At 46.6% G+C, this 22,999-nt stretch carries 18 protein-coding genes and 1 other RNA gene; 6 read left to right on the top strand and 13 right to left on the bottom strand.

Annotated elements, in window-relative coordinates:
- Positions 1-131: 131 nt before the first annotated feature.
- The 3 genes from IE104_RS15630 to tsaA form a co-directional block, all read right to left on the bottom strand.
- The gene (locus IE104_RS15630) at positions 132-1,694 is read right to left on the bottom strand and encodes an alpha/beta hydrolase (RefSeq protein ID WP_189420214.1); all 1,563 of its coding nucleotides are present in this window, start codon (positions 1,692-1,694) and stop codon (positions 132-134) included.
- A 209-nt stretch (positions 1,695-1,903) separates the two neighbouring features.
- Complete coding sequence (locus IE104_RS15625) at positions 1,904-2,998, bottom strand: glycoside hydrolase family 5 protein (protein WP_189420212.1); 1,095 nt, start codon at positions 2,996-2,998, stop codon at positions 1,904-1,906.
- 77 nt (positions 2,999-3,075) lie between these two features.
- On the bottom strand, positions 3,076-3,801 hold the full coding sequence (gene tsaA / locus IE104_RS15620) for a tRNA (N6-threonylcarbamoyladenosine(37)-N6)-methyltransferase TrmO (protein WP_189420210.1): 726 nt from the start codon (positions 3,799-3,801) through the stop codon (positions 3,076-3,078).
- Positions 3,802-4,014: 213 nt separating this feature from the next.
- Between tsaA and IE104_RS15615 the strand changes: the two genes are divergently transcribed.
- Positions 4,015-4,962 carry a choice-of-anchor A family protein gene (locus tag IE104_RS15615; protein WP_189420208.1) on the top strand — a complete coding sequence of 316 codons (948 nt, stop codon included), beginning with the start codon at positions 4,015-4,017 and terminating at the stop codon, positions 4,960-4,962.
- A gap of 142 nt (positions 4,963-5,104) precedes the next feature.
- Here IE104_RS15615 and IE104_RS15610 read toward each other — a convergent pair whose 3' ends face one another.
- From IE104_RS15610 to rpiA, 4 genes are all read right to left on the bottom strand, one after another.
- On the bottom strand, positions 5,105-5,722 hold the full coding sequence (locus IE104_RS15610; RefSeq protein WP_189420206.1) for a PEP-CTERM sorting domain-containing protein: 618 nt from the start codon (positions 5,720-5,722) through the stop codon (positions 5,105-5,107).
- 270 nt (positions 5,723-5,992) lie between these two features.
- A complete protein-coding gene (locus tag IE104_RS15605; protein ID WP_189420197.1) occupies positions 5,993-8,320 on the bottom strand; it encodes a methyl-accepting chemotaxis protein in 2,328 nt (775 codons plus the stop codon).
- A 151-nt stretch (positions 8,321-8,471) separates the two neighbouring features.
- A complete protein-coding gene (locus IE104_RS15600; RefSeq protein WP_189420195.1) occupies positions 8,472-10,097 on the bottom strand; it encodes a methyl-accepting chemotaxis protein in 1,626 nt (541 codons plus the stop codon).
- Between the two features lie 160 nt (positions 10,098-10,257).
- Entirely contained in the window at positions 10,258-10,932 is a 675-nt protein-coding gene (gene rpiA, locus IE104_RS15595) for a ribose-5-phosphate isomerase RpiA (protein ID WP_189420194.1), read from the bottom strand.
- Between the two features lie 245 nt (positions 10,933-11,177).
- Here rpiA and ilvA point away from each other — a divergent pair, with 245 nt between their 5' ends.
- Positions 11,178-12,692 carry a threonine ammonia-lyase, biosynthetic gene (gene ilvA / locus IE104_RS15590; RefSeq protein ID WP_189420192.1) on the top strand — a complete coding sequence of 505 codons (1,515 nt, stop codon included), beginning with the start codon at positions 11,178-11,180 and terminating at the stop codon, positions 12,690-12,692.
- A 38-nt stretch (positions 12,693-12,730) separates the two neighbouring features.
- Here the strand turns inward: ilvA and IE104_RS15585 are convergent, their stop codons facing one another.
- The gene (locus IE104_RS15585; RefSeq protein ID WP_189420190.1) at positions 12,731-13,879 is read right to left on the bottom strand and encodes a DUF2971 domain-containing protein; all 1,149 of its coding nucleotides are present in this window, start codon (positions 13,877-13,879) and stop codon (positions 12,731-12,733) included.
- A 283-nt stretch (positions 13,880-14,162) separates the two neighbouring features.
- Here IE104_RS15585 and IE104_RS15580 point away from each other — a divergent pair, with 283 nt between their 5' ends.
- The 3 genes from IE104_RS15580 (at position 14,163) to IE104_RS15570 (ending at position 19,538) form a co-directional block, all read left to right on the top strand.
- On the top strand, positions 14,163-15,788 hold the full coding sequence (locus IE104_RS15580) for a pectate lyase (RefSeq protein WP_189420188.1): 1,626 nt from the start codon (positions 14,163-14,165) through the stop codon (positions 15,786-15,788).
- A 21-nt stretch (positions 15,789-15,809) separates the two neighbouring features.
- Positions 15,810-16,667: an alpha/beta fold hydrolase gene (locus IE104_RS15575; RefSeq protein WP_189420186.1), complete on the top strand. Its 858-nt coding sequence runs from the start codon at positions 15,810-15,812 to the stop codon at positions 16,665-16,667.
- A 273-nt stretch (positions 16,668-16,940) separates the two neighbouring features.
- Entirely contained in the window at positions 16,941-19,538 is a 2,598-nt protein-coding gene (locus tag IE104_RS15570) for a beta-N-acetylhexosaminidase (RefSeq protein WP_189420184.1), read from the top strand.
- 395 nt (positions 19,539-19,933) lie between these two features.
- On the opposite strand, the gene IE104_RS15565 is transcribed toward IE104_RS15570, so the two are convergent.
- From IE104_RS15565 to IE104_RS15545, 5 genes are all read right to left on the bottom strand, one after another.
- Positions 19,934-20,533, bottom strand: a complete 600-nt coding sequence (locus IE104_RS15565; protein ID WP_189420183.1) for a 5-formyltetrahydrofolate cyclo-ligase — start codon at positions 20,531-20,533, stop codon at positions 19,934-19,936.
- 274 nt (positions 20,534-20,807) lie between these two features.
- Positions 20,808-20,985, bottom strand: a non-coding RNA gene (ssrS, locus tag IE104_RS15560) — 6S RNA.
- A 182-nt stretch (positions 20,986-21,167) separates the two neighbouring features.
- Positions 21,168-21,542, bottom strand: coding sequence for a VOC family protein (locus tag IE104_RS15555; protein ID WP_189420181.1), 375 nt, complete (start codon positions 21,540-21,542; stop codon positions 21,168-21,170).
- Between the two features lie 70 nt (positions 21,543-21,612).
- Entirely contained in the window at positions 21,613-21,912 is a 300-nt protein-coding gene (locus IE104_RS15550) for a cell division protein ZapA (protein ID WP_189420180.1), read from the bottom strand.
- A gap of 17 nt (positions 21,913-21,929) precedes the next feature.
- Positions 21,930-22,136 carry a TIGR02449 family protein gene (locus IE104_RS15545; protein ID WP_189420179.1) on the bottom strand — a complete coding sequence of 69 codons (207 nt, stop codon included), beginning with the start codon at positions 22,134-22,136 and terminating at the stop codon, positions 21,930-21,932.
- 188 nt (positions 22,137-22,324) lie between these two features.
- Between IE104_RS15545 and IE104_RS15540 the strand changes: the two genes are divergently transcribed.
- Positions 22,325-22,978, top strand: a complete 654-nt coding sequence (locus IE104_RS15540) for a UPF0149 family protein (RefSeq protein WP_229837993.1) — start codon at positions 22,325-22,327, stop codon at positions 22,976-22,978.
- Positions 22,979-22,999: the final 21 nt, after the last annotated feature.

Genomic DNA, 22,999 nt, shown 5'->3' with positions numbered 1-22,999 from the left:
AGCTGAATCCTATTAAATTCAGTGTTCATGATATCGCTTGTGCATATCGCAGTGATGTCTTAAAAAACGTACATCAACAGCGATCCCTAACGAAATGAGGCGAAGCTAATGATAGCTTCGCCTCATAGCGGTTACTTCATAAGATCAATAAAATGCTCAAACGTTGGTGTTGCCATTTCGTTGTGGGTTTCCTTTAGCTCGATATTTTTTATGTCGAGCGTCGGGTTATTTAAGCTTTGTACGCGCTTAACAAAATCTAAATTGGGAATGTAATTTCCCTGGCGCGTGCCGGAGGTAAAAATCGAAATGGTTTCTGATTTCGGTTGCGTTAAAGCAACGTTAAGTTGTTGCTGAATTTCCGGTGGGTTTGCCCAGAAAGCACCATCGCTTAATGCATAGGTACTAAAATAAGGTTTCTTACCGGTTTCCTGGCTCAACAAAATTTCGCCGACAGTAGCGCCCAGTGATGCACCCCAAAAAAGTCGATTTGAATTGGTGCGATATTTCTTTTCAATGTGCGGAATAATTTCCTCTTTCAGGAAGCGAATATAAGGTAAGGCACCGGGCAACTTATAATCTACCATGCGACGATCTTCCGGGCCTTGCTCGATAGCAACAACAATAAAATCTTTATGATGCGCTTCTACGGCTTTGTGGAATTCTTTCACCCATTGGCCATCGGTTAAATAAAGCACAGGATATGTTTTCTTTGAGGTTTCATAGTTTGGTGGCAAATAAACTGAGTAAGGGTATTCGATTTTGGTGTGCTTTGATTTGTACTTTAAGCCGTCCGTAAACTTGCCTTGAACTTTATAGTCGGCCACCGGTATCCAGCGTGAACTCATAAACATGCCGCTCGCTTTAAACGCGCCGTTACCAACGTTCACTTCAAACTTGCCAAAATAAAATTGGTCAAAATGCAATTGAATTTCAAACGGTGTATCACCATGCACCAGGCCTTGAATGCGCTTATTAAACGTATCCACTGCAATCAATTGATAATTTTTTATTTCAAAGTCTTTGTTGTCCAACGTGTATTTTGCATTGGTGGAATCACTGAAGCTCAAGGTAATTTTGGACCCGGGTTTTATGCCCATGTTTTTTTCATTGGCGCTGATGTCTTGAAAGGTGAGATCCAGATTAGAGTAAGCTAATCCTTTCGACATCATATCCAGCTTGGTGTCGATAGGATGAAATGTACCTTCATGTCGATAATGAACACTACCGGCAAGACTGTGGGTTTGGTTTACGTCTAATTGGAAGGTGCCTGAGTTTGGTGTTGTATAGGTTAATTGGGTTTTAACTGTTATATCCACCGTTGCGTTGTTGTCTGGAAATTTCATGGCCTGGACAATTTCGGCATGATCACCTTTGGTGGAATATTTATATTCCGAACTCCATGAAGAGCCGTTGTAATCGCGCCCATCACTAAACATGCGGTCGGCATAAAAATAATTTTTTAAAGTGCCGTCATGGAAAAGACGTTGTTCTTGGCCGCTAACAAGTTCAGTCTTGCTGATATCAAATGCAAGCGCGCTTCCTTGTAAACTGACAGGTGCGCTAATAGTTGCACTTTGATTAGCAGTAGTTGGTTTTTTATTGGAATCGGCGTTATTGCTGGTGCAGCTCGACAATAAACATAAAAAAACACTGGCTAGCAAACCAAAGCGGTATTTATGAATTAATTTATTCACGATATCTCCATTAAGTGTGATATTAAAAATGCTGAGCTGTATAGCCCGAGTTTAGTCTAAAGTAGGAACGCTATTTCTTTGCTGAATTGGTTGCAGGGTTAGTTGTACCCTGGTGTTAGATGCATTTATGTAAGGAACAGATTCAGCCCGGCAAAAAAAATCCCGCTAGATGCGGGATTCTTCACAACACACAAGTGCACTAATAGCACTTAACGCTTATTTTCCTTCAACATCACGTCGCGGAAATGTTTACCCGATAGCGTAGGTGTGTAATTCCAGTCGGAAATTAATTGTGGTGACCAATCCGGGTCAAAGCACCAGGCAGTCCAGCTGATGCCTTTGCTAGCCATGTAGTTGGTAATGCGTGGGCCGTAACTGCCATCGTCGATCACGGGAATATGTGCGCCTTTATCGGTTGCTAACTGGTAACCAATTTCGGTGGTGATGACAGGATATTTATCGGCAACATAACCCCAATCACGATCCCAATTTTTTTCAAATGGCGCTTTGACTTTCATGGGGTAGGGGTGGCTTACGTAAGCGACATTTTCTTTTTCGATAGGCGCTGTTGCAATAGGTGTTAAATCGTAGGCCCAGTTAAAACCGGCAACCAATGAAATTGCGTTAGGGTTATGCGCTTGAATAATGGTGATGGCTTCTTCGTTAATGGCTTTCCAATCTGCCCAGCTCAATACACCTAACTGGCCGCCATAAACTGTTGGCTCGTTAAAAATTTCATACATAGCTACTGAGTTTACAAATTTATAGCGCGCGGAAACTGTGCGGAAAAAATCAAAAGTCTCTGGTTTGGTCGTGTAATAACTTGGGGTTTGGTACATCTCGGATTTCAAATTACCGATGGAATGCCAGTCGATAATCACGTACATGCCTAATTCATTTGCCCATTGGATGCTTTGGTCGAGTAACGGCAAATAGCCTTTCTTGCCGCGCTTTTGCCAGGCCGATGGATGCACGGGAACGCGCACAACGTTCGCACCCCAACTTTTTATCGCTTCAAAATGTTTGCGGTTGAAATGACCCTGGGTTTCAAGTTTATCCGGGTCGGCAATATTCACGCCGCGAAAGATAACTGTGTTGCCTTTGTCGTCGACAAATTTATTACCTTGCACTTTTACCAGTGGCAGCTGCTTGGTAATTTTGCTGCTATCAAATGCGGGAATGTCAGTGGCGTTCCACCAGCCTTGTTTGTTTTGCCAGGCGTCGGTGTGTTCGTCGGCAGCCGTTGCGAAACTGGCGATGCAGCTTAGGAGAAGAAGCGAAAAATAGTGTTGGAGGCTTTTCATTTTATTGGCTCTCATGTGGATGGGCACCCATAAGCATAGATAAGTGGCCGCCCGAGTGAGCCAGGTTTAACCCTAATTTACATAGCGGGCGGGAGCTTGTTGATGCTGGTGACCACTATGTACGGAGCGCTTTCACTGGCGGGATACTGCCATTGCACATCCACATCTAACAACTTCATTCCATAGACGCGCTCGGGCTCTGGTTGCTGGTATTGCGGGCGCGGGTCTTGTTGCAGAACTTGGCGGATAAGTGTTTCAAGGTTTATTTGAGTTTTTTGACGATGTTCGCTGCAAATGGCGTTGGCTTCGCTGCTAAATTCCACAGGAATTAGCTTGGGCGGAGCATCGGCAAAGCTGTTGGTGGCTTCTGGAACCAAATCGACATAGGGAACATAGGGTTTGATATCGAGTACGGGGGTGCCGTCCAGCAAATCTATGCCGCTAAGATTGAGCAGTAACTTTCCGTCTACTTCTTCGATAGATTCCAGCTTCACCACCGAGAGCCCAATAGGTGCTGGGCGTGTGGGCGAGCGGGTGGCGAATACGCCGAGGCTTTTGTTTCCACCCAAGCGTGGCGGCTTCACTTTGGGTTTCCACGCTTCGCGCTTGTTGGCGTGGAAGACAAATTGAATCCAGATGTGGCTACAGCCGTCCAAGCCGTTCAGTGCATCCCAATCGTTATAGGGCGGCAGCAGCTCGAGTTGTGCGGTCGCTAAAGGCGCTAAACCCGGCTGGCGAGGAATGCCAAACTTCTCTTTGAAGCATGAATGGATAATGCCGATGGCCGGGAAGCTGAAGTTCATGGATTAATCGCCTTGTTATTCATGCGCTTAGTGTACTTCATGTGTTGAAAATCTCTGCGAAAAGGTGACAGCGCTGTCGGTTTAATTTACACTTTTGTGTGATGTAGTTATCATTTTTTGGGTGATGTCCTTCCACGGTAAGGACTTATAAGGCTCGGCACAAAACCTGCATTTAAACGTCAGGTTCTATTCTTCATTAAAAAAGGTTCTGATATGCCTGTTAAATACATTAAAAGAATCGCTGCACTGAGCTTGGTAGCAGCGTCTGTAGGTGCAAGTGCAACTCCATTAAATGATTACAACCTTATTCTTAGCGGCGATTTGAATGTATCTGGCGGCAGCGGCCATATTGAAGGCAAAGCCTTTATTGGCGGCAATGTGCTTAAGGGTTCGGTATTTGCGCAACACGTAAACAAAAGCTCCACTGCTGATACTGTAAAAGTGGTTGGTAACTTCACCAGCAATAACGCCATGCACGTAGAAGCGGGTTATGTGGCTTACCAAGGCACTTTTTCGGGTCCAACCAACATTTGTAATGGCAATGGTATGGGCCAAAGCGGTTGCTTGAAGAAGGTGAACGATAATTCCCTGACCACCGAAAAAAATGCCCTTTTGGCCGAATTGACCAGCGAAACTAACTATTTCAAAAGCCTCGCGACTTCTGCGAACTTCGCTATCACTGGTGATAGCCAGAACAAAACCTTCAAATACACTGGCGCTGCAACCGATTTGGCGGTGTTCAACATTGCGGCGGCCGATCTTGCCAACCTGAACTGGGGTGTGGATTTTGGTTCGGCGGTAAATGTATTGATTAACGTAAGCGGTACCACTTTCAACGCGGGCAACGCCCACGTGAACGGTTTCCAAAACAAGGCTAACAATGTTTTGTGGAACTTTGCCGATGCTACCGCATTGAACTTTGGTGATTCCTGGTACGGCTCGATTTTGGCTCTCAACGCTACCATTAATACCAACTCCAATTTGAACGGTGCCATAGCTGCCAAGTCTTACATCGGCAATGGCGAGATTCACGATTATCACTGGAACTACACTCCGCCGAAGCCACCAAAGCCACCGGTTAAAGTATCTGAGCCATCAACCTTGTTATTGAGCTTGTTAGGTCTGGGTTTGATTCTGGTTGGCCGCGCACGTCGCAAGTAAGCGCTGGCATTATCATGTTCTAAACAAAAACCCCGGCTTTTGGCCGGGGTTTTTGTTTAAGGTCGCAACTCATCAGCAACTGTCCCTAGACGCTTTTCATCCCTAAAGCTTTCAATCCTGGAAGCCTTTTGCCCTGAATGTCTTAACCGTAAAAACTTTTACGGCGCAGGGTGAATATACCCAGCAAGCCAATCGCCAATAAAAACATACTGCTGGATTCCGATACCTGCGTCTTGGTAGTGACGCTTACCAGGTTCACGCCCCACCATTCGTCAGTAGGTGGTTGTCCCCAGCCGGTATAAGAAAATACCAGTTCATTGGCACCGAGTAACAAGTTAATGGGAAGCGCAATTTGGGTTAGGCCACCCGCCCAGGTTACTTGATGTGAGTTGTGGATATCGTCAGTTGCGCCGTAAGTCGTCGTAACTGCGGTTCCCCCATTTGGATTGAACAATATGGTGTTCCAACCGCCTCCACCCATATTGAATGATCCCGTAAAGATTTCAGTCCCGTTTAACCATAAATGGAAAATATCGGTGTAATTGTTGTTGTAACCATCCAGGCTGCGGTAACCAGCAAGATCAAAGGCAAGGCTGGCGGGGCCGCTTGGTGCCCAGAGAGTCCAATTGATTTGCCCTGGGCTGGTGCGGGTGCCCGCAACACTGAGATCATCCGTGATAACCAAGGCAAAACTGGCAGTTGAAAACAGTGCCATTATGGAAAAAAACGCAACAGCGACCTTACTAAAGACACGTTTCATATTTCATCCTCGAATTGAATGTTGAGATTCGCAAGCGCTCTCTTTCGTGGCCAAATCCAATGTCCCGCGGGGCATTTAGCCTGCTGGCTACCTCGCACGGATAAAGGATGAGGGGGCCAACGTCGAAAGGTTAGCTAGAGTCTCACCAGCCTCTTATCGCTTCGGTACGCTGAGCAACACAGGCACCTAAATACTTTTGGGATGAAATACTAAAAACTATTAATTAAAGGGAAGCTATTAATAAAAGAGAAGCTATTCATAAAAGAAAAACTAGGCGAACTTAAGAACTTTGGTCGTTTGCATCATGCGCAAGGCAATCTGGTTTTGCTGCTTTGCGCTCAGCGCCAGGCGTGAGATAGATTCGTCCGTTTGGTTAACTGCATTAACCATTTCCGCCAGACGGAAGCGCATGGTTTCCGCCCGGGCAGACTCACCTTGCGCTTGGCGAGTGAGGGCGCTGGTGATTTTTTGGATATCTACCACGGCTTGTTGAATGCTTAGCAGGGCTGACTCTGCTGCTTCGGATTCTGCAAGGCATTGTGCGGCGCTTTCCTGTTCGCGGTTGAGGCCTTCGGCTGTTTGATCGACAGTTTGTCGCAGGTTATTGATCAACTCCTGGATTTCACCAGTTGCTACCTGGGTATCTGCAGACAGGCGGCGCACTTCATCGGCTACCACTGCAAAGCCGCGCCCATGCTGCCCGGCACGCGCAGCTTCAATAGCGGCGTTGAGTGCAAGCAGGTTGGTCTGTTCGGCAACGCTTTGGATGGTATCCAACACTTTGGTAATTTTATCGGCTGCGGCGCGTAGCGCGGCCATGCTCTCGCAGGACTCAGTCACCTGACCCGAGAGCAAACGCATATTTTCTGCTACTGCAATCACACGGCCTTTACCCCTTGCAGCGGTTTCAGCGGCCTGCTCAACCTGTACAGCGACTACATCCAATTGCCCGGTCATGTGATTGAAGGCTATTACCATCTTGGTGGTTTCACTATCCACAACGGTAACTTCATGGCGTTGGCGTTCAGTTTCGATACGGCATTGCTCGCTGGTGGCGGCGTTTTCGCTCGCGCTGGAAACTGAGTTATGCGATGCGGTCGTAACTTCCGCCAACATCATGCGCAACTCTGTGAAGAGCCCGTTAAGTGCCTGGCTAATCTTGCCAACTTCGTCTTTGTGCTCCACGGTAAATTCAACGCTTAAGTCTTTATGGTCGCCCACGCGCTGGATTTGCTGCGCCAGCCGTGTGATCGGCTGGGTGATATGGCGAGAGAAGAAATAGGCAATAACCGCAGCAACCGCAGTCAGCATGAGCGCAGCAATAATCAGGTTGCGCCAAACATGTAGTTCGAGTGTGTTAATGGTGCTGAATACTTCATCCGGCGTCTGCTGGGTGATGAGTGCGAATTGCTGGTTGCCAATGTGTAGGGGGCGCCAGGCTGTAAGCATATTGCGACCCAAATAATCGATGTGCTCACCCATCCCGGCCGTTCCGGCCAGCGCCTGTTTTACCGGCGCAGTGGTAATAGGCATCCAACCTGCGGCAGTTTGGTTGCGTTCTATCTCATTAACGGTGGGCGTTTCTTTGCCTAACCGGGTAATAAATTCCTTACTGTTTTCGTGCATGGGGCGCAGTTCAGTAATTAAGTTGCCGTTGCTAGCAACCAAATAGGCCTCGCCGGTTTTACCCAAACCTAATGACGCCCAATTAAAGCCGCCGGTCATGATGTCGGAAAAACGGCTGGCCGGAATTTCGGCAATCAAAAAACTCACGGGTTTGTCTTTGCTGAAGAGGTCGTAAAATACCGGCACGCCCAGGTAAATTACTTGCTGCTCAAATTGAAACGGGCTGCGGCTGAATTCCGAAATGACCAGGTCACTTCCAGGGTTTAGCGCGAGGCTTTGCGCCGTGGCCGCTAGTTGGGTGTTTTTAAAAGCACCGTCTTTAAGCGAACTGATTAGCTGTGGGCCTTTTTTAACGGAGTAGATGACGGTGAGGGTTTGGCTATCTACCAGCATCAAATCGTTAAAGCCAAAACGTTTTACCAAATCGTGAAAGCTGCTGTGATAGCGCTTGTATTGCTGGCCGTAAATGGTGCCGTCAGCTGCATCTTCCAGCTCGGCCATGGCGCTCACGCTTTTGCTACGCGCCATATAGTTGGTTTGAATTAGCCGAGCATCTACCGATAGGGAGGCCAGCCAATCATCCACCGGCGCGTTTAAACCGTGGGTTTGCTGTTGATAGGCAGGAGCGTATTCCTGTTGATACCACTGGCTGAGCTGGGAGCGCAGTTCTTCGGTTGCGGGGGCAGTGACTTCATAGTGGTAACTGCTAAAGGCGCGCACTAAACCATAGCCCGCTTCTTGCGTCATACGGTTGTGGGCAAGCGATTGCAGGAGATCTTTGTAACTTTCAAACTGTGCGCGCAAGGCATTTTCACGCCCCACGGCGACGGCTTCAAACTGTTGCTCAATCGCGGTTTCAACCGCATCTGCGCTATCGGAAATAGCAATCCAACCGGTGGTTCCGGCGGCGAGGATAACCACAGTGGCGGTGAGCGTGACGGCCCCAATCATTAATCGTGCAGCAATATTCATTATCAAAATCCCAACTGGCCAGGAATAAATCAGCAGTTCAGCTTATGGGATTGATGTGACAGGATGGAGACAGAGTGCGCCAGAAAGGGTGTAAGGCAAGGAGTGTCGAACAGGAAAGCCATCCCCAATACTGCAGGGATGGCGTCAGGTATTAATGATTAAAATGAGTAATCTGGCGCTCCAGCTCGCGCGCCACGCTGTTAAGTTCGGTGGCAACATGAGTGGATTTTTGTGCGTTGTTCGCTGCGCTTTCCACCAGGTTCACCACCCGTACCACGTTTTTATTGATCTCTTCTGCCGCGTAGCTTTGTTCCTCGGCAGCTGTGGCGATTTGTGTATTCATCATATGGATACGCGCTACAGCTTCGGTGATTGAAGAAATTGCCTGACCGGCCTGACCCGCCATTTCGCTGGTGTTTTGGGTTTTGGTTTGGCTGACTTTCATGGCGTTCATTGCCTTGCTCGCTCCCTGCTGTACGGCTTGGATAATATGTTGAATCTCGGCAGTGGATTCCTGCGTACGCTTGGCAAGTGCCCGCACTTCGTCTGCAACTACCGCAAAGCCACGCCCCTGTTCTCCAGCGCGCGCTGCTTCAATCGCCGCATTTAACGCAAGTAAGTTAGTTTGCTCGGCAACGTTTTTAATCACATCTAGCACCCCGCCAATACGCCCAGTCTCGGTCTCCAACTGGGTCATAGCGGTGCTTACGTTGTCCACTTCCTCGCTCAACTGCTGAATGGAGGCTATGGTGCTATCCATAATCTCAACACCTTTGCGCGCGTGCTCATCGGCTTCCTGCGCAGCATTGGCCGCACCTGAGGCATTATTCGCAACCTCCTGCACGGTCGATGTCATTTCATTAATCGCCGCTGCAACCTGATCGGTGGATTTATGGCTGTTGTCGGTATCGACAGAAATAGCCCGTGCTACATCAGTAATTTTTTGCGATGAGTTGTTCAAGGTATTTGAAGATTGCTTTACGGCATTAATCACACTGATAAGCGAATCCTGCATACGGTCAATATTGTGGTTAAGCTCGCCCAATTCGCCCTGCTGGTTTAAATGCAGGCGTGTTTTAAAATTGCCTTGAGCCAGCAATTCAATATGCTTGATTACTGCCAACAAGGGCGTGACAAAACTGTTTTTCAGGGTAATTAACACCAGTGCAATAATCGCTATGCCAAAAAGAGCTACCAATAACTGCGACCAAAACACCACAGTCGCACTGCCAGATTCAATTTTGGTGTTGGTTTCTGTGCCGATCTTATGGATAAAAGTCGCGCAGTCACTCAGCATTTTGCTCGGCTCGCGGTCTATGCCGGTAACAGCTTTATCACCCGCAGCCGGATCAAAGTCCGCCGCTTTAAAGGCGTTTAAACCTGATTCATATTTTGGATAAGCTGCCGCGTGGGCACGCAAAAAATCCTGCAATAATTTTTTGCTGTCATCGTTAGGCAATTTACTGCCTAAGCTCTCACCTTTAGCCTGAATTTCTTTTTGCAGCGCAGAAAATTGATCCCAGTATTTTTGGAGTTTTTCGGAATCTTTTCCGCGCAACAACACGTTTTTCCATTCCTGAATTTGCGTTTTATACGACAAGTTCAGCTCACTAATGCCGCGCTCAAACTCAACACTGTGGGAGATTAATTGGTGATATTCATTGAGGTGGGATTTCAACTGAAATACCGCAACACTCGCCACTAATAAAAGCACGCCAATCCCGCCACCTACCAAAACTGTAAGACGCGATTGCACGCTGGAAAATAAACCGTTCATAGCAATACCTTAAACCGTGAAAACTGCTTGGAGTATAGTCAGGATTGCTGGAGTTTCAGAATAAAAGGGAAAAAACTGGCGAGAAGGGAAAATAGACTAAGCGGTTGTAATACAAGCGTAACAAAAGCAGATCCGAGGCCGAATCTGCTTTCTTTAAATGCTAGAGAGCCTTAATAGTTTTTACGCCATCAGCGGTTCCCAGCAATAAAACATCTGCAGGTTTGGCGGCAAATAAACCATTGGTAACTACGCCAGTAATTTGGTTGATAGCGTTTTCCAATCCAACCGGATCAATTATTTGCAGGTTGTGCACGTCCAGAATAACGTTGCCGTTATCGGTCACAACACCTTCGCGGTACACTGGCGCGCCACCGAGTTTTACCAACTCGCGCGCTACGTAAGAGCGTGCCATTGGAATCACTTCAACTGGCAAGGGAAATTTACCCAATACATCCACCCATTTGCTGCCATCGGCAATGCAAACAAATTCTTTGGAAATCGCACGCACAATTTTCTCGCGTGTTAGCGCTGCGCCACCACCCTTAATCAAATGCAAATATGCGTTACTTTCATCGGCGCCATCTACATAAACAACCAACTCGCTCACCGAATTGCAATCCAGCACATCAATACCCAACTTTTTTAAGCGCTCGGCAGAAGCATCCGAACTTGCCACGGCGCCCGCAAAACGGGTTTTGATATCGGCTAGATAATCGATAAAAAAATTCGCAGTAGAGCCAGTGCCCACACCGATAATCGAATCGTTAAATAATTTGGGGGTGATGTATTCAACCGCTGCACGGGCAACAGCTTTTTTAAGCTCGTCTTGGGTCATTGCCGAATCCTCTGTTGTTTTTAACCCCCATCCTCCCTTTGGAAAGGGGGACGGGCCGACTCCCTATTTAGTTATTGCGGAGTGCAATCAGTCCCCTCCTCTTTTCACGGGGAGGGTTAGGGTGGGGTTTTCGTGCGCGCATTATACGGAAAATCATACCTAAAGCGCGTTTTGAGTACCCCAGATGCGCGCAAATTGTTTACTATGCGGATCACATTTATTTCATTCCAAAAGTTTGTATTCCTATGCCTGAATCCTACATAAAACGCATCCTCAATGCCCGCATCTACGATCTTGCGGTAGAAACCCCGCTTGACGAAGCGCGTCTGCTATCTGCCCGTACCGGCAACAAAGTCTTGCTCAAGCGCGAAGATTTGCAGCCGGTATTCTCATTTAAATTGCGCGGTGCCTATAACAAGCTGCTGCAATTGACGGAAGCAGAGCGCAATCGTGGTGTGATTTGTGCCTCTGCCGGTAATCACGCACAGGGTGTTGCACTCGGCTCGCAACACCTCGGGATTAAAGCCACCATCGTTATGCCACGCACCACACCCAACATTAAAGTGGATGCGGTAAAAGCGCGCGGCGCAAAAGTTGTGCTGCATGGCGACAGTTACGATGAAGCTTCTGCACACGCGAAAAAGCTCACCGAAGAAAAAGGCTTAACCTATATTCATCCCTTTGATGACCCGGACGTAATTGCAGGCCAAGGCACCATCGCAATGGAAATTTTGCGTCAGCATCCCGGTAAAATCGACGCGATTTTTATCGCAGTCGGCGGCGGTGGTTTGGCAGCGGGCATAGGCGCGTACATTAAATTCGTACGCCCCGAGACAAAAATTATTGCCGTGGAATCTGATGAGTCAGCGTGCCTCTATGCTGCCATGGATAAAAAGAAACGCGTAGTACTTCCGCAAGTTGGAATTTTTGCCGATGGTATTGCAGTAGCGCAAATTGGTGAAGAAACGTTCCGCGTACTGCGCAAAGTAGTGGACGAATGCATCACCGTCACCACCGATGAAATTTGCGCGGGCATTAAAGATATTTTTGAAGATACGCGTTCAATCGCAGAACCTGCGGGCGCAACGGGTGTTGCAGGCTTGAAAAAATATGTGGCGCAACACGGCATCACTGGCCAAACGCTGGTGGCCATTGATTGCGGCGCAAATATTAATTTTGATCGCCTGCGTTACATTAGCGAACGCACAGAAATTGGCGAACAGCGCGAAGCAATTTTGGCGGTAACAATTCCAGAGCGCCCCGGTGCCTACAAAGAATTTTGCAAAGCACTCGGTAAACGCAATATCACTGAATTTAATTATCGCTACGCAGATGCAAAATCGGCCAAAATTTTTGTCGGTATTCAAGTTGCTGCTGGCGGAAAAGATCGTGCAGATTTAGTGAGCGAATTGCGTGAGCAAGGTTATGACTTGGTAGATATGACTGAAAACGAATTGGCGAAATTACATATCCGCCATTTGGTAGGCGGCCACGCACCGCAGGCGACAGATGAAGTTCTGTATCGCTTTGAGTTCCCCGAACGCCCCGGTGCCTTAATGACTTTCCTAACCAAAGTTGCAGGCCGCTGGAATATTTCTCTGTTCCATTACCGCAACCACGGTTCGGCATCTGCGCGGGTGTTGGTGGGAATGCAGGTTCCTAAAAAAGATTACGCGGAATTAAAAGTGTTCCTAAATGATTTGAATTATCCATACTGGGATGAAACCAAAAATGAAGCTTATAAGTTCTTTTTAGGGTAAGTGATTGATGGAAAGGCGCAACGGAAGTTGCGCCTTTTTTAGTTGCGATTACGGTAAGGTATTGTAGATTTCCTTACTTCAACATCTATAAATCCATTATCACGCAAAAAATCTTTAATAATGTCAATCGGTGTTGGGTGGTTGGGCCCTAATACAATTTCTTGAAATATTCCAGCTTCTAAATAAGGAAGGTTAAAAACGCGGTATGGTGTTAAGACGTCGTTTCTTTCTTTATATTTAATTTTTGTGTTTATCGAAGGTAGATATAAATAATCAAATAATCGCCATTCTTTTTCTTGATAAAAACAAGAAGACTTTATGGAATGTATTTTTTGTATTAAATATAGTGATAAAAATAAGAATTTTTTTTGTTCATCTGAATTAAAAAGTTTAGATAAATCTGAGTTGTCCATATCACGTAAATCGTGAGTAGCACTATGATTAAAACCATTGATGATTTCATCTGTTAGCAAACGATATAACTTTTCAATTAGAGGGCGAATTTCATTTTGGACGTTATCTTCATAGAAAACTTCTGTAAAAAATAAGCTTTTTGGATCTACATTTAGAATATCAGTGGATATTTTTTGTAGATAGTCTAGTGAAAAGCCTATGGCTACTCCTTTTCCACCGTTGCCATATTCTCTCCATTGACTTAATAAATCGTCATGTCCTGAAAGGCAAAATCCTAAACTTCTAAATTGAATTTCAAATACTTCAAACAGTTTTACTAAAAAATCACTCTTCTCCGAAGATATGTTCTGTTCGGTACCAAAATCTTTTATTGTTTTGGTAATTATCTTACCCTCCGTATCATCATTTGATAGAGAAAGAAGCGAAAGATAGATAGATCTAGTTTCAATAATGGAACGAAATGTAGGTGTGCTGCAATAATGATACAGGATGTTAGGCTTTTGATTTTTTAGTTCTACTTCCATTGCTTTGTTCCATCCGACTTTATCGTTAAGCATAGTTTTTATGCATATTAGCAATTGTTGGAACTTTAAAATAGACTTAGAATTCGCCCCTTGGCGAGTCACTTTTCGTTGCTTGCCCAACGAAAAGTAACCAAAAGGAAGGGCACCCATCTCGTTCGTGTTTCCTGTGCGCTTCAGAAAATGGCTGTCGTTCCGGTGCGACATCCATGTCGCATCGTCACTAAAACAAACATCCTGTTTGTTTTCCACCAATTTTCCTCCAGTGCTCGGCGAACTCGCATGGGAAGTTGGTGCCAATAGATGTTAAATAGGGAGTCGTCATCCTCGCGTAGCGGGACTAAAGCACAAAGTGCTTTGAACAACCATAGGTTGGCCCGAAGGGCGAGCGTAGCGAGTAATCCAGTGTGGTTGCTTTATAAGTAGATCTCTTTCACCAAGAGGCGAAATAAAAATAATTTAAGATCACAAAACCATTCGGCAATGGCTCAATTAATACCACCACAATAACATTAACTGGTTGGTGTAATTAGCTATGAAAAAATTGAAAGCATTACTCATAAAAATTATTTGTTGTTCTGCTCTATTGAGTGGATGCAACTTTTCCTTTGCAGAATCAGCCAGCAAAGCATCCGTTCTATCCACCATGAAAAAATCCACTCATTTTATGATGGATAAAGTGAGTTATCAGGGTGGCTTCGTTTGGTCATATCTTCCTGATTTCTCCCGCCAATGGGGTGAACTTGAAGCGCGTCGCTCAATGATTTGGTTGCAGCCGCCCGGTACAGCAACAGTTGGTCATGTGCTATTAGATGCATATCACGCAACAAAGGACGAATATTATTATCGCGCAGCTGAACAAGTTGCTTCAGCAATTATGCGTGCACAATTACCCAGTGGTGGTTGGAATTATGTAGCTGATTTTTCTGGTGAAGATTCGCTGCGTGAGTGGTATAGCACTGTGGGGAAAAACGCCTGGCGCCTGGAGGAGTTCCAGTATTATTCCAATAACGCCACTTTTGATGATGGTGGCACTATGGAAGCTGCTACCTTTTTGTTGCGGCTTTATCTTGAGAAGCATAATAAAAAATATCGACCTGCACTAACCAAGGCAATTGATTTTGTATTGCAAAGCCAATACCCGATTGGTGGATGGCCGCAGCGTTATCCGCTGAGTAAATCGCAGCCACATAAAGGTGTGGCGAATTACGCTTCTTTTATTACCTTTAATGACGATGTTGCCGATAAAAATCTGGAATTTTTATTGATGTGCTATCAGTCGCTTGGCGAAACACGTGTGCTTGGTGCTATAGAGCGTGGAATGAATGCCTATGTTCTCTTGCAATTAAAACAACCGCAACCCGGTTGGGCATTGCAATATAACGCGGATTTGTTGCCTGATGGCGCTCGTTCATTTGAACCAAAATCTGTTTCAACGAGCACAACCCTAGATAATATTTACCAGCTACTAAAATTTTATAAGTTAACCGGTGATAAGAAATTTATTGCGCGAATTCCAGAGGCACTGGATTGGCTGGAAACGAAAAAACTGCCGCCAGAGGCGATAAAAAATAACCGTACTTATGCAGGTAATGTGGAGCTTGGTACCGGCCGTTTTTTATTTACCCACAGGCGTGGCTCTAATGTAGTGAATGGCGAATATTATGCGGATTACAACCCGGAAAAAACGCTGGCGCATTATGGTTCTGCTCGTCACATTGAAATAGATGCGTTGGGTGCAGCTTATGCAGATGTCCTGGGTTTATCGTCCGATGAGCTCGCCAAACAGTCGCCATTTAAATCCCTCAAACGCATTCCTCTGCCAGCTTATTTTAGTTTTAAACAGGGAAATAATTCCGATCTTAATTTGCGCGGCAGAAATTCCATGGACAGCGAGCGACACTTGCAAGAAATTCTTACTACACTTAATTCTCAAGGTTATTGGTCAACGACTTTAGTGATGACCAGCAATCCCTACAGAGGCGAGCCACCGGCAACGGGCTTATCGAAGGATACACGCTATGCTGAAACTATGGTGGGTGACGAGTGGGATACCTCGCCTTATATTTCTGAAGCGCCGGTGGAAGGTATTTCAACCGGTGTTTATGTGAAAAATATGGGTGCCTTGATTCGTTATTTAATAGACAATAAAAATCTGTAACACTTTTGGAATAAGAACTGGATGAATATTTCCCTAAAACGTTTGGCTGTGCCCGTGATTGTGATTTTGCTGTTGGCAGCTTGCGCGCAATTTTTTCTGTTGCGCGATGCTAGCGCCGCAAGTTCACCAGGCGAATTAATTGATATTGGCGATATAAAAATATACGTAGAGCAGCATGGTAAAAAAGATGACAAAGCTGTGCCGATTATTTTTTTGCACGGCGGTTTGGGTAGTGCTCGTTCGTGGGGGCATCAGGTCAATTATTTTTCAAAAAATTATCCTGTGATTACACCGGAAAGTCGCGGGCAAGGGCGCTCTACAGATAATGATGCAACCTTGACCTATCACTTGATGGCAGAAGATATGGTGCGCTTGATGGATAAATTAAAAATACCGTCGGCTTATATTGTAGGTTGGAGTGATGGTGGGAATATCGGCATTGATATGGCGATTCATCATCCGTCACGCGTAAAAAAAGTGGTAGCTTACGGTGCTAATATTAATCCTGCGGGTTTGCAAAATCATTTTCTGGATTACTTGCGCACAGTCACGCCGGAAAAAATGCAGCGCGATAGCGGCGGTGATTTTTTGGCCTTATCTGCCCATCCTGAAAAATTGCCGATTATTGTCGAAAAAATTAGAAAGATGTGGTTGACCGAACCGCAATTCACGCCTGCGCAGCTAGCGGGAATTACAACCCCAATTTTGATCATGGATGGTCAACAAGAAGAATTAATTCGCCCGGATCACGCACCGGAAATTGCTGCAGCAATTCCAAATGCCAAACTGGTGATGTTACCGGATGTTGGTCACTACGCGACTTTTAAAACGGCGAAGCTTTGGAATGAAACGGTGGAGAGTTTTTTAAAATCGAATTAGCTTTCGTTGATCCATTCATTGGAAAGCATAGCACCCCCGTTATTTGAATATGTTCTTTGCGTGCTGCAGCTATGTATTGCTGAGTTGCTCGCCGTTTCCTGAAAGGTTAATTTTTGTTCCGCCCCTAGCGTTTCAGGAATTATTGTGTATTCTTGGACAACGTTGTCTTTAGCGTCGACTAAACTGCACCCGTAGAAGCGATTAGCTGTAAATGGCTAGATGGCTAGGCGAAATTAAGACAGATCAAATGACCACATACGAGAGAGTCTAATAATGAAATCAACCCTCGGCATGGCTCTGCTATGCACATCTTTAGTCAGCGCTATGAGCTTTGCCCAGGCTCCCAAAAGCCTGACTCAGCAGGAATTAACCCAATTTGGCCAAAAAACCGAACTTCGGCTTGGGGTAATTACCAATTTTGGTCGCGAGGGTATGCAGGCGCATTTGGTTCTGAACAACCATTCTTCTGTGGCTTTGCCAGCGGGCGAGGGTAATTGGCGAATTTATTTCCACTCGGTGCGCAACATCCATGCGAAGGAAGTTGGTGGCCTGCGTCTTAAACGCATTAATGGCGATTTGAACGAAATTGCGCCTACCAAGGATTTTGCGGGTTTGGCAGCGGGTGCCAGTCTGGAGTTTTTATATGGTTCGGGTGAATGGGCGGTCAGTTACACCGACTTTATGCCCCGTGCCTTTATTGCCCAACAGGATCTGACGCCAGTAATTTTTGCCAATACGGATACCGAAGATCTGCCCCGTTTTGTCGATGCCTTTGAGAAACCGGAGCAGCAACAGCGTTTTGGTGGCAATGGCAAAAGCGATCTCTATCCCGTAGCGACTGCGGCTTCGCGCTATCAGGATAATCTTGCATTAAACCAGGTAAACGCTAAGGCGCAGCTCATTATTCCCACCCCAAAATCGCTTAAGTTGGGTAAAGGCAGTATTAAGCTCGATAACACTTGGCAGATCCGTTATGCCGGTCGTTTAACCCAAGAGGCGCTCTATCTCCAGCAGCAGTTAAAAGCTGCTGGTCTTAGTCTCGATTCCCAACCAGATAATGTCCCTGCAACAGGAAATATTATTTTATTAGGCGTTGATGAAACTGCAAATGTCCAACCGAAAGATAGCGTCAAGTTCAGTGAAGAAAGTTACCAATTATCAGTAGATACCAACAAAATTACGCTAAACGGGGCTGATAACACCGGTACTTTCTATGCTATTCAAAGCTTGTTGAGCCTGCTACCTGCGGGTACAGCAAATCAGTTTGAAATTCCCAAGCTCAGTGTTGCGGATAGCCCACGTTTTAGCTGGCGTGGTATGCACTATGACATGGGCCGCAACTTTCACGGCAAGGCAGTTACCCTGCGGTTGATTGAGCAAATGGGCCGCTACAAACTCAATAAGTTGCATTTGCATTTGACGGAAGACGAGGGCTGGCGCATTCAGATTCCGGGTTTACCAGAATTGACTGACGTAGGCGGAGCGCGTTGTTTCGATCTAACGGAAACCCAATGTGTGCTCACCCAATTAGGCACCGGGCCAAGCAAATCGGGTTCTGGCAATGGCTATTACACCCGTGAGGATTTTGTAGAAATCCTTAAATTCGCGGCTGCTCGCCATATTGATGTTATTCCCGAAATTGATATGCCTGGCCACGCGCGTGCGGCAATCAAATCCATGCAAGCGCGCTACAAAAAACTGCTCGCGGCTGGCCAAAAAGAAGCTGCCGAACAGTATTTGCTGAGTGATCCGGCGGATAAGTCGCAATATATGAGCGTACAAAATTACACGGATAACGCCATTAACGTTTGCTTGCCATCAACCTATGCCTTTGCTGAAAAAGTAATTTACGAGCTACAGCAAATGTACCGCACTGCGGGTTTGAAATTGACTACCTTCCACATGGGTGGCGATGAAGTTGGAAAAGGCGCCTGGGAGCAATCGCCCGCCTGTAGAGCGCTCTTCGCAAAAGGCGAAAAAGGCGTTACTGGCGTGGCGGATTTGAAGCCTTATTTTGTGAGTAAAATTGCCGATATCACCCATTCGCGCGGCCTGAATTTGGCCGGTTGGGAAGATGGTTTGATGTACGACACCACCAACACCTTTAACCGCAAACAATTCGCCAATGACAAAGTTTTCGCCAACGCCTGGGACAATATTTGGGAGTGGGGCGTTGCCGACCGCGCTTATCGCTTGGCGAACGCGGGCTATCAGGTGATTTTGTCGCCCGGCTCGCACCTGTATTTCGATCACCCTTATGAAGCCAACTCAGAGGAGCGCGGCTACTACTGGGCGACCCGTTATTCAGATACCGCCAAGGTGTTTGGTTTCATGCCAGACAACTATTACGCCAACGCCGATAAAACTCGTGAAGGCGTGCCCATTACCAATCTGGAAGCCTTAATTGGACGTGAGTTGCCCAAGCTTCGCAAACCCGAAAATCTGGCGGGGATTCAGGGGCAGCTCTGGAGTGAAACGGTTCGTACACCGGAGCAGTTGGAACAAATGATTTATCCGCGTGTGATTGCTCTGGCGGAGCGCGCGTGGCACAAGGCGGATTGGGAAGCGGATAAGCCAAATACCCAGGCGCGCTTGCAAGAATGGGCAAATTTTTCTGCGGCTCTCGTCGCCAAAGATTTGCCCAAAATGGCTGCCGCAGGTTCTTCGTTTTATTTGCCTCCACCTGGGGCCATCATCCAAAACGGGCAACTTTTAGTTAACACGGGTTACGCTGGATTGGGAGCAGACTACAGCTTGGATCAAGGCGCGACATGGCAAGCTTATACGGCTCCGGTCGCGGTAAGCATCAAATCGGTGCAGGTGCGCAGTCGCGTGGGTGATCATTACAGCCGTGTGACAAAAACAGAATAATTGAAGCGACAAGGACGTCTTAAGTGTTGTTTTTGGCATATAAAATGAGCTTTAGTGCACAAAAACGATGCAATTTCGTTATTTATCTATGAAATTCGCGTTTCGCCTGTATCTTTTTTAAACAGCTGTACTATGCTGTTCTTCTCACCACAGTTTTAGTTGTTGTTGTGGCTGACGTCGGAGTGGTTAATAACCCTCTAAAAATAACGATGCGTCAAAGGTGAACCATGAAACTCGATGTTATTTCGGTCGTTGTAATGGTGTTTTGTCTCTGCGTTTGCGTCACTTTAGCGTCTGAGGCCAAAACCCTTTTTAGCACCAAGACTTCAGAAGTCGTTGTTGCTAAAGCGCCCTAGCTTAAGTCCTCGTTGCCAAGGAGTTGGCAACCCACGACCTCACTTCTTACCCGCCAATATCAACTCTTTATCAGTCACTATTCCGAACAGCGGAATATCCCAATCGGCCATTTCCAAACTATCTACTTCCTGGCACGCGTGCGCCATACCTAACAAATAGGGTTTAGTCTGCTTTCCTTTATGAAACGCAAAAGTCCTGTCATAAAAACCACCGCCCATACCCAGGCGACCACCTTTGCGGTCAAACCCGACCAAAGGCAAAAGCACGACATCCAATAAGTTAGCCGCAAATTTCCGCTCAAGGCGATGGTCAGGTTCGGGAATGCCAAAGCGATTAGGTTTGAGTTCGGTAGTGGGGGTGTACTCCACAAACCAAAGCTGGCCTTCAATCCGTGGATGCAAAACCGGCAGGTAACAATGCTTGCCCATCTTCCAGAGCTGCTCTGCTACAGGATGCGGATTCAACTCGCCGTCAGCCGCTATATATAAGGCGACATGCTGGGCGCGTAAAAACTTTGGCGACTTCATTAAATGGCGCAAAGCCCAGGCCGCTGCTGCTTCTTGTTGCGTTGGATTCAAAGCGTTGCGCCGCGCACGCAGTTCTTTGCGCAAGGCCTGTCGGGGATCAGGAGTCGTCATAAGAAAATAAGCGTGTTATTGAACATCCCGTCATTGTAGAGATGAACCAGCAAAAAGAGGAGAAAAGCACAAAAATTGACTCGACAAGCAGTCAGGGCAAGATTTTTTTACACGAGGAAACTACTACGAAGCACCAGCGATACAGGAAGTATCGCCCATTTGCCACCGGCAAATGCGAGCTTAAGACTACAAGCAAACCCACGTGTTTGCGCCAGTAATCGCAAAACGACGCTTTAAAAGTCGCCAAGGATGGCATTTTTAAAACATGGTAATAGGAAACCCCGAAAATGCCGCTACCAAGCTGGCCTTGAACCCATAGGTTCAAGGAGGTAGCACCTGTGGTTTTTAAGGCTTTCCGTCAAGCGGACATGCACACCAAACACAACGAGACACCACCAGTTTTGTGGAAATCGGCTCAAGGACTTGTCGGTTTGCAAACATTCCAGGGCTGGGGCCCAGTATAACCCAGAGTCTATAACCCATCGCAAATGATATTAAGCTTGGGTCTTATAACCATTTAGACAAAATCAGTCTTATAAACTGCTGGACAGGCACTGAAAGTTAGAGTTTCGCATGCACAAAAACCAAAATGGTAAACTTGTGAACAAATTGATTAAAAGCATCGCACAATTATTTAGCGCTTTTCTTCCATCAGCCCGACTAAATTTCCATCGGGGTCGCGCAAAAAACCAATCCAGAGTTCGTGGTCAGGCATTTTCGCTGCCAGCTGCGGCGCTCGTTCACTTACTGCTCCACGCGCGACTTTATCGGCGTAAACAGCTTCCACATTTTCGGCTTTAAAATAAAGCGTTGAATTTGCGCCAACTGAGCCTGCCCCTTGGGGTGTGCTCAGCATAATGCGGATGTTGCCTGCTTTTAGAAATGCGAGGTTTGGGCCTGCGCTAAATAGAAACTCCAGCCCGAGGATATCGCGGTAGAACGCCAAGGCTTTTTCTACATCGCTCACGGTAATGGCAATTTGCCCAATTTCGGATAGTTTTGTGTCCACAGCTTTCTCCTTGGCAATCTATAAATAAAAACGCCTGCACAAGGCAGGCGTTAGTGTGTGGCGCTTGGGATTAGTTACCCGCTAGCACTCGTTCAATTTTATCGCTTAAACGCTGCAGGTCGGCTTTGTCAGTCGCCACGCCAACAGGTGCTGGGCTATCAGATTTAGCTTGCAAGAGTTCATGGCTTAAATTCAGTGCGGCCATAACTGCGATACGCTCCAAACCTATCACTGCACCTGAACCGCGAATCGCTTTCATGCGCTCGTCCAGCAGTTGGGCAGACTCCATAAGTGCCTGGCGTTCTTCGCGTGGGCAGGCGACTTGATATTCTTTATCGAGGATTTTTACAAAAACAGTTTCGTTAGCCACGGTAAGTTCTCTTGTAATTATTCAGTATCTAGACTTTTCAGGTGCGTGATCATGGCTTCCACGCGGCTGCGCGCAAGCTCATTCTTTTCAATCAAGCGCACACGCTCTTGCTGCCAGGCGCTTTCACGCGCTTTTAACTCGGCATTTTCCTGCTGCAACCGGCTGGTGAGCAGAATCAAGCGGTCGAGCTTGGTTTCTAAAGAGAGTAAGAGTTCGTCAGACATGTTTGGTGACCAATAACAAGGCAAATGTACTTAAGCTAGCCACTATATTGCGGGACTTGGCGAGGGTCAATCGCCCTAATGCTTTAGCGGGCAGATTTAAAGTGAATTCGAGGACTGATCGAAAATTCGCCGACATCGAATGTGCGTTTTGCAAATGCCACTTGCGACAGAAAAGTGCGGATTAGCGCATGCATCGTGATAGCATTCTCTTTCTATTTATTGAACGGCTTTTAGCACTCATGACTGAACAATCGCTCTCCACTGAAACCTCTATTTTTAACTTCGACGACTTCTGCAACTTGATCGCGCCACTTGGCGCTATTAATAGTCCCTCTGAATTACATGGTTTGCTCTGTGGCAAATTTAGCGGTGGCGCCGAATTGAGCGAAATTCGCTGGCTGCTGGATGCCGTAGAGTTTTTGGATTTTACCCAAGCCCCTGATGAGCGCGTTCGCGAAGCCTTAACGAATCTCTACCACTCCAGCTTGCAACAGTTGCGTGATGGTTTTGGCCTGACACTCTTATTGCCTGATGACGATACGGATCTTAGCCAGCGTACAGCTACACTGGGTCAATGGTGTTACGGATTTTTAACCGGCTTTGGTTCCGCAGGAAAAACTGATCGCGTATTAACAGAAGAAGCCGAAGACGGTTTGCGTGATCTCGCCGCCATTTCGCAAATTGCGATTGAAGATGGTGATGAATCCGACGAAGCAGATTATATGGAAGTGACTGAATACGTCCGTCAGCTCGCCGCCTCCTTGTTTTTGGAATACGGGGCACAAACTAATAAAGCATCCAGTGACGCTATAGCTGCACCGGCGTCTGATCAGATTCATTAAATACATCAGCGTTAATGATTA

Source organism: Cellvibrio zantedeschiae (genome assembly GCF_014652535.1).
Classification (GTDB): Bacteria; Pseudomonadota; Gammaproteobacteria; order Pseudomonadales; family Cellvibrionaceae; genus Cellvibrio; species Cellvibrio zantedeschiae.
This window is presented reverse-complemented; position numbering and strand designations above follow the sequence as displayed.

What these genes read in the sequence shown, in the direction of transcription:
- IE104_RS15565 (WP_189420183.1), bottom strand. Translation starts at nt 20,533, where the DNA reads ATGACGACTCCTGATCCCCGACAGGCCTTGCGCAAAGAACTGCGTGCG.
- IE104_RS15610 (WP_189420206.1), bottom strand. Translation starts at nt 5,722, where the DNA reads ATGAAACGTGTCTTTAGTAAGGTCGCTGTTGCGTTTTTTTCCATAATG.
- IE104_RS15545 (WP_189420179.1), bottom strand. Translation starts at nt 22,136, where the DNA reads ATGTCTGACGAACTCTTACTCTCTTTAGAAACCAAGCTCGACCGCTTG.
- IE104_RS15575 (WP_189420186.1), top strand. Translation starts at nt 15,810, where the DNA reads ATGAATATTTCCCTAAAACGTTTGGCTGTGCCCGTGATTGTGATTTTG.
- IE104_RS15580 (WP_189420188.1), top strand. Translation starts at nt 14,163, where the DNA reads ATGAAAAAATTGAAAGCATTACTCATAAAAATTATTTGTTGTTCTGCT.
- IE104_RS15615 (WP_189420208.1), top strand. Translation starts at nt 4,015, where the DNA reads ATGCCTGTTAAATACATTAAAAGAATCGCTGCACTGAGCTTGGTAGCA.
- IE104_RS15625 (WP_189420212.1), bottom strand. Translation starts at nt 2,998, where the DNA reads ATGAAAAGCCTCCAACACTATTTTTCGCTTCTTCTCCTAAGCTGCATC.
- IE104_RS15570 (WP_189420184.1), top strand. Translation starts at nt 16,941, where the DNA reads ATGAAATCAACCCTCGGCATGGCTCTGCTATGCACATCTTTAGTCAGC.
- rpiA (WP_189420194.1), bottom strand. Translation starts at nt 10,932, where the DNA reads ATGACCCAAGACGAGCTTAAAAAAGCTGTTGCCCGTGCAGCGGTTGAA.
- IE104_RS15540 (WP_229837993.1), top strand. Translation starts at nt 22,325, where the DNA reads ATGCATCGTGATAGCATTCTCTTTCTATTTATTGAACGGCTTTTAGCA.
- ilvA (WP_189420192.1), top strand. Translation starts at nt 11,178, where the DNA reads ATGCCTGAATCCTACATAAAACGCATCCTCAATGCCCGCATCTACGAT.
- tsaA (WP_189420210.1), bottom strand. Translation starts at nt 3,801, where the DNA reads ATGAACTTCAGCTTCCCGGCCATCGGCATTATCCATTCATGCTTCAAA.
- IE104_RS15600 (WP_189420195.1), bottom strand. Translation starts at nt 10,097, where the DNA reads ATGAACGGTTTATTTTCCAGCGTGCAATCGCGTCTTACAGTTTTGGTA.
- IE104_RS15605 (WP_189420197.1), bottom strand. Translation starts at nt 8,320, where the DNA reads ATGAATATTGCTGCACGATTAATGATTGGGGCCGTCACGCTCACCGCC.